Genomic DNA, 12368 nt, shown 5'->3' on the forward strand with positions numbered 1-12368 from the left:
GTCCCCCTCCTTCCAACAATCTATACAAACTAAAACCTAGTTGTGTTTTAAGGCTTGTTTCCTTTTAATGAGATCCATTGCAATCTGGGCTGCTTTAATTGGATCATTTTGCTGTTCTGCTTTTTTCAGTTCGGCTTCTAATCCTTTAATGTCCGTCCGATCCGTCTGTTCTGATCGTATCCTTACGATATAATCCTGGATTTCCTGATCGGAGATTTCTTCTCCGTTCGGTGCCATCGCCAGCTCAACGGCCAGATTCTTAATAGAAGGATCCTCAATTCGTTCCACAAACTGGCTGACATCTGATTCATTGCCGTCTTCATAATATGCGTAAAGATGGGTCACAATGACCTGATGATCTTCAATATTGAAAGCTCCCCCTATTTCCTCCTGAACTTTATCAGCAATATAAGGATCGTTCAACATATACGCAATCAGCTTTCTCTCCGCATTATGAAAAGCAGGAAGCAGCTTCTTCTGCACCGATGACTGTCTCGTTGTAGTGTTAGTATATCGGTTATTGCTTTCCTTATCCTTGGGAGCTTCCCTGCCCCTGATCGACTGTACTTCCTCTTTCAGCGTGTCGATCGATAATCCAAACTCCGACGCGATATCATTAAGGTAGTGCTCTCTTTCAATCGCACGGTCCAACGTGGAAATCTCTTGTAATACCTTTTCGATATAAGCAATTTGATCTCCTTCTAATTGGAGGTTATAATCGCGCCTGAGATAGCTCATCATGAACGAAATATACGTTTCGCTCGTGTCCAGCACTTCTTTCCGGAAACGTTCACCGCCGTGTTTTTGAATAAAGTCATCCGGATCAAGTCCATCGGGCACTCGGGCCACATACGTTTGACAGCCTACGCTTTTCACAAGTTTAGCCGCCTTTACGGCTGCCTCTATACCCGGCTTGTCCCCGTCATAACAGACAATAATCTGATCCACATATTTTTTGAGAAGGTTTGCCTGAGCACTTGAAATGGCAGTTCCCATGGTCGCTACACCATTATGAACCCCGGCTTGATCTGCGGAAATAACGTCCCCGAACCCTTCAAAAAGGATAACCGATTTTTCTTTTCGAATCGACGCCCTCGCCTGGTCGAAATTGTATAAGAGTCTTCCTTTGTGAAACAGTTCGGTCTCCGGGCTGTTTAAATATTTCGGCTCCTGCTTCCCAAGAGAACGGCCGGCAAATGCGACTGTCTTTCCAAGGTGATTGCGCAGGGGGAATATGACTCTCCCTCGAAAACGGTCGGCGTAATCTCCCTGATCGTTAACACTCAGCAAACCCGCCTTCACCATTGTCTGCGGATGAAAACCTTTCTTCTCAAGAAACGTGACCACAAAGTCCTTCGATTCCGGGGAGTAGCCCATTTGGTACTTTTGTATCGTCTCATCGGTAAACCCCCGATCAATCAGATACTGATAGGCTTCCCGGCCTTCTTTGGAATTCTTTAACAAATGATGATATAATTTGGTAAGCCACTTATGTGCTTCCAACATTGCTTGGGCTTCTGTACTCTTTTCGGATGGCCGCTCATTTGTCACCTGATCAGGCAGATCAATGCCGGCCTGCTCGGCGAGCTGCTTAAGCGCCTGTATAAAGCTGAAGCCCTCCATTTCCATCAGAAAGGTATAAACATTCCCTCCCTTTCCACAACCAAAGCAGTGAAATATCTGCTTATCCTGAGAAACGGAAAAAGAAGGAGTGCTTTCTCCATGAAAAGGACAAAGACCAAAGTAGTTTCTTCCTTGCTTCTTTAAGTCGATATAATTACCGATAACATCGACGATATCTATCGACTTTCTAATCTGATCGACAGTTTCTTCTGGGATATGTCCAGCCATATTATCACCATACTACTCCATTATTCTTGCTCTTCCTTCAAAATCCTTCTTGCTCTCTCAACAGCGCTGAAAAAACTTCGCGAAACTTGTCCCGGTCTTCCATTGTAAAGGAAGAAGGGCCTTTCCATCGTTTCCTCTGTTTCATCGTCTGCTGACGGAGAAACTTCTGATTCATAATATGATCGGCATCGCCTTCTCTAATCAGTTTACCTCTAGGCGTCATGACATAAACCCTTTTGGGCGTAAGCAGGACGGCCAGAGACAAGTCCTGTGTAATGACGACATCGTACTTTTTTACATGATTGAGAATGTATAAATCGACAGACTGCGATCCGTGATCTACAAACGTCCATTCCATCATCGATTTGTTCATGCTGTAATGATTGACGGTCGCGATGAATTGAGGAGTTAGTTCATACTGGCTGCATACTTCGACTATTTCATCCTGGACCGGGCAGCTGTCTGCATCCACCCATACGGTTACATTATGTTTTGGCATAGTATCAGTATTTCTACAATAAGCGGTAGAATCCTCCTAAATTACGAATGTTTTATTATTCTGAAAAGTTCACAGGGGTGTTAAGCAGCGTTCCCTGTTGGAAGATAAGGGAAAAGCGGTTCTCCCTTAAGGATTTTTACCACAAATAGATATTATAATACATTCCTCCTGTTTATGCCATGTCCAATTTTACCTAAATTCATTCTTCCCAACAAAAGTCGCGCTTAATCAAAGCGCGACTTCCTTCATCTTTACTATTGCTGAGCATCTTTGCGGAGTTTGTTCAAAATAACGTTAGCTGTCTCTTCCACTGCTTTGTTGGAAACATCGATGACCGGACAGCCGATCCGCTCTACGATCTTGTTGAAATGATTAAGTTCCTGATTAATTCTGTCCATATTCGCATAGCTCGCCTGCGCCCCAAGACCAAGCGACTTCAGACGTTCTTTACGGATATCGTTCAGCTTCTCCGCACTGATCTTCAAGCCGATGCATTTCTCCGGATCAACCCGGAACAACTCAGAAGGAGGCTGGACTTCCGGAACAATTGGAACGTTCGCTACCTTTAAACGCTTATGAGCCAGGTATTGCGATAGCGGAGTTTTAGATGTCCTTGATACGCCGATCAAAACGATGTCCGCTTTGGTAATCCCTCTTGGATCCCTGCCGTCATCGTAACGGACGGCGAACTCTATCGCTTCCACCCGCTTGAAGTAATCTGCATCCAGTTTGTGAACAAGACCCGGTTCAAGCCGTGGTTTGATATGCAGATGGTCTTCCATTAACTCCATCATAGGTCCCATGATGTCTACACACTTAACGCCCAGCTTGTCGGCTTCTTTCATAAGATGATCCCTGAATTCCGGAACAACAAGAGTGAAACCGATCATAGCGCCCTGCTCCTTTGCCTGCTGGACCGCCTCGTTAATGGTCCCCTTATCTTCTACATACGGAATGCGCTGCAAATCGAACGGTCCATCATCGAATTGGCTGAGACAGGCTTTCACGACCAATTCCGCTGTTTCACCGACGGAATCCGAGAGTACATATATCAATGGTTTATCCACGATTCCCATCCCTACCTTCCTCGACTCATAAATGTTGATCCCGGGCAAGCTCAACGAGAGCCTTCGTAATATTTGTTTTCGTCAACCTTCCGACTACGACCTGCCCACTTTCCTCGGGTGTAACGACAGGAAGCCCGTCGATCTGCTTCTCAATCAATTTTTGTGCGGCATCCAAAAGAAGGTCTTCGGGTTGACATACGGTTATATTCGGCATACGTGTCATGATGATGTGGACGGGTACAGAGGTCAAATCTTGATTGCCGATGCTTGCACGCAGCAAATCTTTCCTCGAAAGAACACCGACGAGGTGCGTGTGCTCATTGATTACGAAAAGGGTCCCTACATCTTCCAGGAACATTGTGCAGATCGCATCATATGCAGACACGTTTTCGTCGACGACAATCGGTATCGATTGGTATTCCTCTACTTTGAATTTCTTCAACTTTTCAGTGAAGAGCTCGGACCCCGTCTTGCCGGTGAAGAAGTATCCGACACGGGGCCTGGCATCCAAGTAACCGGCCATAGTCAAAATGGCCAGGTCCGGACGCAGGGTAGCCCGCGTCAAATTCAAGCGCTCCGCTATGTTCTCCCCGGTGATCGGTCCATTGTCTTTCACGATTTGTATGATTTGTTCCTGTCGATTAGATAATTCCAATCCATCACCACCCTGATCACTCAATGTGACATACTATTTACTATTATAGCTCATATTCTTCTTCGGGTAAAAGGGGGTGACTCAGAACTGCTGCTTCCACTCGATTGCATTCAAGTCTGCAAACAGATAAACATCTTCAGCAATGGCTTTCAGCATGCTTAAACGATTAAGGCGTACGTTCTTGTCTTCGGCCATGACCATAGTGTGTTCAAAGAATGCGTGAATAGGTTCAGCAAGTCCGGACAACTTATTCAGTGCATCCTCCCACTGCTCCTGTTGCAGAAGTGCCACATACGCTTCGTGTATGGATTGATGTACTTGATGAAGTCGTTCTTCTTCCGCGTTTTCAAACAAGGATGGATCGACTGTTCCTGCATCCTCAGCCTTTTTAGCAAGATTCAGTACACGCCCCAGTGCTTCATGGACTGGTTTAAATGCCTGATCCTGTCTTTTCTCAACGAGGATACGTCCTTTAGCAGAAGCGGAAGGAAAGACACCGATGCCGTTTGCAAGCACCGCTTCGACGATATCCGGATCGATATGGTCTTCTCTTAACAAATACGCGGCACGAACACGGAAAAATTCGTGAAGATCTTCATGGACTTCTTCTTTCGTGCGGGTCGGCAGTGCTCAGTTCTATGTAGAACTGGTGCACAAGGTCAATGAGGTTTTCCACTGGCACGTTCCACTTTCTCTCATTCAAAGTCTGTAAGATTCCAAGCGCTTGACGACGTAAGCCGTATGGGTCTTGAGAACCGGTTGGAATAATGCCGATAGAGATACTTCCGACAATGGTATCGAGTTTGTCAGCTATACTTACGATGGAGCCGATGACGCTTGCTGGCACCTCTCCATTTGCCTGACGAGGCATGTAGTGCTCATTAATTGCGACAGCAACTTCTTCCGGTTCTCCGAAGATGCGGGCGTACTTCTCCCCCATCACGCCCTGAAGTTCCGTGAACTCATCCACCATTTGTGTAACCAAGTCGAATTTGCTGATTTCTGCTGCGCGTACCGCATGTTTTCCAGTCGTTTCATCCAGGTCAAGCCACTCACTCAATTTCTTTGTAATGGCAACGATCCGCTGCACTTTATCAGCAAGCGTCCCGAGCTCTTCCTGGTAGACCATCCGGGACAGCTTCTCCATTTTCTGGTCGATGCTGCCTTTTTGATCTTCCTCGTAGAAGAATTGAGCGTCTTTTAAGCGGGCCTTTAGAACCTTTTCGTTCCCTCGTGCAACATTCTCTATATGCTTTTCATTCCCGTTCCTTACTCCTACGAAATAGGAGAGGAGCGTTCCTTCTTTAGAACGAACAGGGAAATATCGCTGATGCTCCTTCATAGAAGTAATCAATGCTTCTTCCGGAATGGCGAGGAATTCATCGGAGAAGCTTCCACTGAACACTGTTGGATATTCCACAAGATGGGTAACTTCATTCAACAGGTCTTCATCAATGATGAGTTTCCAGCCTTTTGATGCTTCCAAAGCTTTTAACTGACGATGGATTTCCTGTTTCCTCTCTTCGGCTGAAGCAAGAACGTTTTGATCCTTCATTATTTGTTCGTACTGGTCAGCAGAAGGGATCGTCGTCTTTCCACCGAGGAAGCGATGACCGAATGTTGTTTTACCGGCTTCTACATTCTCAATGGTGAAAGGAATGACTTCTTCTCCGAAAAGTGCTGCAATCCAGCGAATCGGGCGGACATAGCGAAGATCACGATCTCCCCACCGCATGTTTTTCGGGAACGAGAGACTAAGGAAGACTTCACGAAACTGTTTCAGCAGTTCGAAAGTTTCCTGGCCCTCGATATACTTGTTGACATGGACATATTCCGTTCCGCCGATTTCTTTGAAGTAGATGTCATCGACACCTTTTCCCTGCCCCTTGGAAAAACCGATGGCAGCTTTCGTCCAGTTGCCTTCTTCATCCAATGCGATTTTCTTGGCCGGTCCTTTTGCTTCTTCCTCGACATCCGGCTGTTTTTCCGCTACATCCGTGATTTGTACAGCGAGACGACGTGGGGTGGCGAAGTCTTTCACAGCCCCGTAAGGAATGCGGTTCTCTTCCAACCAAGCGATGGTCTTCTCTTTTAATTGACCGATGGCATCATCGATAAATCGTGCCGGTAATTCTTCAACTCCAAGTTCAAACAATACGGTTTTACTCATTGGTATCCTTCTCCTCCTTCAGCATCGGGAATCCGAGGCGCTCGCGTTCTTCCACATAAGTCTTGGCAATTTTCCTTGCAAGGTTACGAACTCTTGAGATGTAACCGGTACGCTCTGTCACACTGATGACTCCTTTAGCGTCAAGCAGGTTGAACGTATGGGAACACTTCAACACGTAATCATAGGCAGGGAAAACAAGGCCTTGTTCCATAATGCGCTTTGCCTCCTGCTCGTAAGTATTAAAGAGATCGAAAAGCATTTGTTCATCCGATGCTTCGAACGTATAAACCGAATGTTCATATTCCGGCTGTGTGAAAATATCTCCGACCGTAACTCCATTCGTCCATTCCAGTTCGAAAACATTCTCCTTATCCTGAATATAAGAGGCAAGTCTCTCCAAACCATACGTAATTTCAGCAGAAACCGGGCGTGCTTCCAATCCACCGATTTGTTGGAAATAAGTGAACTGCGTAATTTCCATACCGTCGAGCCATACTTCCCAGCCCAGCCCGGCAGCTCCAAGCGTCGGGTTCTCCCAGTTATCTTCCACGAAACGGATATCGTGCTTATCCGGGTCGATACCGAGTGCGCGGAGAGAATCCAAGTAGAGTTCCTGGATATTATCCGGGGAAGGCTTCATGATCACTTGAAATTGATGGTGCTGATAAAGACGGTTCGGGTTCTTGCCGTATCGACCATCCGCAGGGCGACGTGATGGTTCCACGTATGCCACGTTCCAAGGCTCAGGTCCAAGGCTCCGGAGCAGTGTCATCGGGGACATCGTCCCTGCCCCTTTCTCTGTGTCGTATGCCTGCATGAGCAGACACCCCTGGTCGGACCAGTGTTTTTGTAATGTTAAGATCATATCTTGTATGTTCATTGTTTCCCTCCTCGAATTATAGGTAGATAAAAAAGACCCCGTCCCTATGCCTGTTTCAGCATAGGGACGGGGTCTCCGCGGTTCCACCCTAATTGCTTTCTCCATAAGAAAGCCACTTTTAAAGAATTTGCTCCGGAACGCCTTCACCAAACCGCATGATGCCTGACTCTCACCCCCACAGGCTCGCTTTAACCAGCATTGTTCAGCTACTACTTTCCTTCAACGCAAAACGATATTTTGTATTCAAATCATACTCTACTGACTGATGTCTGTCAAATAACATCAGGAGAACTGATCAAGCTGTCTGAGGAACTTTTTTGATTTCAAAAAATAACCGCCGTATCGTTCGTAATAATCATCCATCAACTGCCTGAGCAGTTTCTTATTTTCTTCCTTCATCGTGATGGTACCCAAACGCTTGACATCCATATGTAGAAATACACGCAACAGCTTCGGCAGCGGTTCCGGCAGTCCATAGGCTTCCGGATCGCGCCCTTTACAACGAAAGCACAAGACGCCTCCTTCCACGATGGAGAAAGAGAACGGTCCTTCCTGACTGCCGCAGTGAATACACTGATCCACGACCGGAGCAAAGCCCGCTTTCTTGAACATCTTCAGTTCGTACATCATCGAAAGGATGTTCGGATCCTTGCCTTCGTTCATCCAGGACAGTGTCTGCAGGAGCTGTTCAAAAAGAAAAGGATCCGGCTGTTTTTCTTCCATGAGTTTGTCCGTCAATTCAGCAATATAAGAAGCGTACGCTGTTTTAACGATATCTTCGCGGATCGATCGCAGCGAAGAGAGCATTTCGCCCTGACTCATAGAACCTAATCCGGACCCCGAATGAATGAGGTACATCCCATGGATGAAAGGCTGCGTCACCGATGACATCCGGCTTTTCGGCTTTTTAGCCCCGCGCGCCATCACAGCAATTTTACCTTTTTCTCTAGTCATCAGGGTTACGACCTTATGAGTCTCCCCGTAATCGTTCGTCCGGATGACCAAGCCTTCCACTTTGTCTAACAAATGGCTCACCTGCTTCGTTAGTGTCTCCACTCATCTGTTGATAAAAATTCAGGAGAAGAAGCATGTTTCTCTTCAGACTGTTGATCTTGAGACTCCAACTCTTTCATTAACAAATACGTCTCCACGCTTCCAGTCATACTGAAAACATTCCATGAAAGTTTGTCGCGCACAAGAAACACCGCCTTTCATATCATTGTTAAACAAATACACAATATTAGAATGCGTTCTTCTCCTTGAAACCATAAGGCTTAATTTTTTCCAAGTATCAATATTCGTCTTCCCGATAGCCGAAATCGCTGAGCTGGATCTGCTTGTTGCGCCAGTCTTTCTGCACCTTGACCCAAAGCTCCAGGAACACCTTACTGCCAAGCAGCGCTTCAATATCCTTCCGGGCACGCTTTCCGACTTCCTTCAACATACTGCCCTGCTTGCCGATGATGATGCCTTTCTGTGATTTCCGCTCTACAATGATGGCAGCCTGGATATAAACGGCATTAGAGTTTTTCCGCTTTTCAATTCCCTCGATAACCACCGCGATGGAGTGCGGAACTTCCTCTCTTGTCAGATGCAGTACTTTTTCCCTGATGAATTCACTGATAACAAAGCGCTCCGGGTGATCGGTGATTTGATCTTCCGGATAAAACTGAGGACCTTCCGGAAGATGATTCTTCAGGACGGAGACAAGGTGGTTCACATTGTTTCCCTCAAGGGCGGAAATAGGAATGATTTCTTCAAAGTCGAACATTCCTTTATACTGCTCAATTAAAGGGAGCAATTCATCCGGATGCACCTTATCAATCTTATTGATGATCAGAAATACCGGTTGGTCGACGCGTTGGAGACGATCAATGATGAATTGGTCTCCCCGGCCGTATCCTTCCTCCGCATTGATCATAAACAAGACGGCATCCACTTCATTCAGCGTATTCTCAGCAACATTGACCATATAGTCCCCGAGGCGGTGCTTCGGCTTATGGATACCGGGTGTATCAATAAATATCATTTGTGCTTCTTTATCTGTATAGACCCCTTGAATTTTGTTTCTCGTTGTTTGCGGCTTATCACTCATAATTGCGATTTTTTCCCCGATGACGCGGTTCATAAATGTCGATTTCCCGACATTCGGACGACCTACGATCGTGATGAAACCGGACTTGAAATTGTCTGTCATAGCTGTTCCTCCAATAATTACTTAAACGTTACTCTCTATATTCTACTATACATTGCCCATACTTTCATGAAGTTAGAGCAACGGAATGAGTTTCGGCAGGAAAATGATCAATCCGATCACGATCGATCCGGCGCTCGCGACGAGCACCGCACCTGCCGCTATATCTTTAACTTCCCCCACCGCAGGATGCCGCTCTGGAGCTAGATGATCCAGGATCCGTTCAATCGCGGAGTTCACCATCTCCAGTGTCATTACAAGAGCGATGATCCCCACAACAACCGCCCATTCCAAAGCGGAAATCGAGAGCACAGCACCCGCGATACATACGATGGAAGCGACGGAGAGATGGATTCGAAAGTTTCGCTCAGAGTTTATGACACGAACAAGACCGTGCCAAGCATATCGAAATCCAATTCCCCGTTTCTTTTTACGACCTTTCGAGTCCGAACTCATGGAGGATTTCCTCTTGACGGCCAAACATCTTCTTCTCATCCTCAGTATTCATATGGTCATATCCCAGGAGATGCAGGAAACCGTGCAAAGCAAGGAAACCGAGCTCTCTTTCAAGGGAATGCCCATATTCTTCCGCCTGCATCTTCGCTGTATCAACAGAAATAATGATGTCTCCGAGAATCATCGGCATATTCTCATCCAGCACGTTCACTTCTTCTTCTCCTTCTCCCAATTCCTGCATAGCGAAGGAAATCACATCCGTCGGTGTATCTTTTTGTCGGTAATTTCGGTTAATCTCCTGAATTTCTTTATCATCCACGAAACTAACAGACACTTCTGCTTCCGCTTCAATTCCCTCTTTCTCTCCTGCAAAACTAATGATGCGGTGGATCAAGTCAACGAACGCTTCGTCGACGGAATTCGTTTCATCATGAAAATCAATGGTAATCATTATTTAGCCTCCCTGACTAATTGTTTCGTATCCGGATATTCAATTCTTGAATGGTAGATCCCTTGAAGCGTCTCACATATGGCATATTCCAACTTCTTAAGGTCATTAAACGTCAAATGGCTGTCGTCTAACTGCCCATCAAGCAAGCGGCTTTCCATAATGGAGCGGACGATGGAGCGAATTTTATCTGCTGTCGGATGGTCCAAAGAACGAACAGCAGCCTCAACGGAATCGCAGATATTGATAATCGCAGCTTCTTTTGTTTGAGGTTTGGGCCCCGGGTAACGGAACTCTTCCTCCTTCACGCTCTCTCTACGTTCCTGTGCCTTATGGAAGAAATATTTGAGCAGAGTCGTTCCGTGATGCTGTTCCGCAATTGCAATAATCTCGGGCGGAAAGTTTTCCTTTTCCAGCATGGCCGCTCCTGCATAAGGGTGATCGATAATGATTTCGGCACTCTCTTCCGGTTCCATATAATCATGAGGGTTCTTCATCCCCATTTGATTCTCGATAAAAAAGTGCGGTTTTACCGTTTTTCCTAAATCATGATAATAAGCAGCTACTCTTGCCAAAAGTCCGTTGGCACCAATAGACTCGCATGCCGCTTCACTTAAGTTAGCGACCATAACACTGTGATGGTACGTCCCGGGTGCTTCTATCAATATTTTCCGCAGGACCGGGTGATTGGGACTTGCCAAGGCTAACAGTTTCTGGTCGGACAGTATACCGAAACCTGTCTCGAAGAAAGGAAGGAGACCAAGGGTAAGAACCGCCGCAATCATGGCAGCAGCAAAGCCGTACCCGCAATAAAGGAGCACTTCCGACCAGGTGTATTTCTCAAAAGAAATGAATAGGAAGAACAAGATGGTACATATATTGGTGATAGCAACACCGGCACTCGCCTTCACGATGGACAACCTTTCTTTCTTCCTTGTAAGAAAGAAGATACCGGCCAACTGGGATAAGAGCAGGTACATACCGGCAGCAGCATTCAGCGTACCGGACAATTGTCCGTTGAACAATACACAGCCCATAAGCGCATAGAGGATCGCCATAACAAGAGCCAGTCTCTCCCGACAAAGGACTTTGATCAACACCGCCCCTGTCGCTGCCGGAACTAAATAAAAGATAGGCTGATCCATACTATCATAAAGACTGATCATCTTCATCAAAAAAACCATAAAGATGGATATGAGCGCCGTAATCGCCAGATGACTTAGTGAAAGGCCGTAATGATGCACAGCACGAAAACTTTCCATATACATAATCGTCCCCAAAAGAAGCGCAAAACATGCCAGTCCCAAAAACGGCAAAAGGTTTCTCTGCTCTTTCAACACACCCGTTAAACGAAGGTCTTCGTAAATATCATTGGTAATGGTTGACCCTTTTTGGACCAGCACCTCCCCTGCACGGATCATGATGGGTTCGACCTGGGAGGCTGCTGACTTAATTGCTTCTTCCGTCCTCCTCGGATCGTAAAGCGAATTTTCCACGAGCCCAAACGCTGCAATGTCGGAAACCACTTGCTTTAAAGAAGCAGGCACGCTGGAGTATTCTGCTTTGAGATGAATGTTCCGCTCGGCATCCGGCAGATCTTCCGCACGGATTCCATCTTCTAAAGCAGTATGTACGGAGGGGATAAGAAATTGTTTCGCCGTTTCCCTTTCCTCTTTGTCTGCCTGTAGCAGCGGCAGAAAAATCTCCGTCGGAAGCTCTGAAGTAATTTCATCAGAAAGAAGAGCCTGCACTTTCCTAAGCTGCTCTTCCTTCCCAGCGGCATCGTCTCCTTCAGCGCCCGTTTCTTCCACTACATCAAAAATTTCTTCGATCATGGATATCCGCTCTTCCGTTATATCCTCAGAAACCGTGTAGCGGTCATCTACCGCTCTCGTGACTTCCCTTATCTGCTGGTCCGTTTTCTGTTCGTTTTCGATCGTAATCGGGGACCGGATCGTCTCCGGGGCCGTTCCGTATTTCTCCAAATTATAGGTCTGAGTCTGTATGTTCGGTATCGCCAGTATAAAGAAAAAGGCTGCAACGACCAAGGCCAACAATCCGATGATCGGCTTCGATGTACGCCATTCGCCCTTAAAGAATCTTTCACGCATCCTATCGAACATCACGCCACTCCCTTACATAATTTTC

General features: G+C 46.4%; 11 protein-coding genes and 1 pseudogene. All 12 read right to left on the reverse strand.

The features are described from left to right. Window positions 1-36: 36 nt before the first annotated feature. The 12 genes and pseudogenes from dnaG to D479_RS14210 all read right to left on the reverse strand — a co-directional run bounded on the left by dnaG (window position 37) and on the right by D479_RS14210 (window position 12343). A complete protein-coding gene (gene dnaG / locus D479_RS14160) occupies window positions 37-1851 on the reverse strand; it encodes a DNA primase (RefSeq protein WP_008638245.1) in 1815 nt (604 codons plus the stop codon). A 37-nt stretch (window positions 1852-1888) separates the two neighbouring features. Beyond that, window positions 1889-2350 (reverse strand): DUF188 domain-containing protein, encoded by a 462-nt coding sequence (locus D479_RS14165; protein WP_008638248.1) that lies wholly within the window; start codon window positions 2348-2350, stop codon window positions 1889-1891. Window positions 2351-2604: 254 nt separating this feature from the next. After that, window positions 2605-3420, reverse strand: coding sequence for a pyruvate, water dikinase regulatory protein (locus D479_RS14170; protein ID WP_193743889.1), 816 nt, complete (start codon window positions 3418-3420; stop codon window positions 2605-2607). A 22-nt stretch (window positions 3421-3442) separates the two neighbouring features. Beyond that, window positions 3443-4072 (reverse strand): helix-turn-helix transcriptional regulator, encoded by a 630-nt coding sequence (locus D479_RS14175; protein WP_026577201.1) that lies wholly within the window; start codon window positions 4070-4072, stop codon window positions 3443-3445. Between the two features lie 81 nt (window positions 4073-4153). Further along, window positions 4154-6242 (reverse strand): annotated as a pseudogene (gene glyS / locus D479_RS14180) (glycine--tRNA ligase subunit beta). After that, window positions 6235-7122: a glycine--tRNA ligase subunit alpha gene (gene glyQ, locus D479_RS14185; RefSeq protein WP_008638258.1), complete on the reverse strand. Its 888-nt coding sequence runs from the start codon at window positions 7120-7122 to the stop codon at window positions 6235-6237. Before glyQ ends, glyS begins: the two are co-directional and overlap by 8 nt. A 282-nt stretch (window positions 7123-7404) precedes the next feature. Continuing rightward, window positions 7405-8148: a DNA repair protein RecO gene (gene recO, locus D479_RS14190; protein WP_008638260.1), complete on the reverse strand. Its 744-nt coding sequence runs from the start codon at window positions 8146-8148 to the stop codon at window positions 7405-7407. Between the two features lie 17 nt (window positions 8149-8165). Next, window positions 8166-8318: a YqzL family protein gene (locus D479_RS20265; RefSeq protein ID WP_008638267.1), complete on the reverse strand. Its 153-nt coding sequence runs from the start codon at window positions 8316-8318 to the stop codon at window positions 8166-8168. 95 nt (window positions 8319-8413) lie between these two features. Next, window positions 8414-9319: a GTPase Era gene (gene era / locus D479_RS14195; protein ID WP_008638268.1), complete on the reverse strand. Its 906-nt coding sequence runs from the start codon at window positions 9317-9319 to the stop codon at window positions 8414-8416. Between the two features lie 72 nt (window positions 9320-9391). Next, window positions 9392-9772, reverse strand: coding sequence for a diacylglycerol kinase family protein (locus D479_RS14200; RefSeq protein WP_008638269.1), 381 nt, complete (start codon window positions 9770-9772; stop codon window positions 9392-9394). Then, window positions 9747-10226 carry an rRNA maturation RNase YbeY gene (gene ybeY, locus D479_RS14205; RefSeq protein WP_026577199.1) on the reverse strand — a complete coding sequence of 160 codons (480 nt, stop codon included), beginning with the start codon at window positions 10224-10226 and terminating at the stop codon, window positions 9747-9749. The genes D479_RS14200 and ybeY overlap by 26 nt, the downstream gene beginning before the upstream one ends. Continuing rightward, window positions 10223-12343, reverse strand: coding sequence for an HDIG domain-containing metalloprotein (locus D479_RS14210; protein WP_008638271.1), 2121 nt, complete (start codon window positions 12341-12343; stop codon window positions 10223-10225). Before D479_RS14210 ends, ybeY begins: the two co-directional genes overlap by 4 nt. Between the last annotated feature and the right edge of the window lie 25 nt (window positions 12344-12368).

This window comes from Halobacillus sp. BAB-2008, assembly GCF_000328325.1.
In the GTDB taxonomy this organism is placed as follows: domain Bacteria; phylum Bacillota; class Bacilli; order Bacillales; family Halobacillaceae; genus Halobacillus.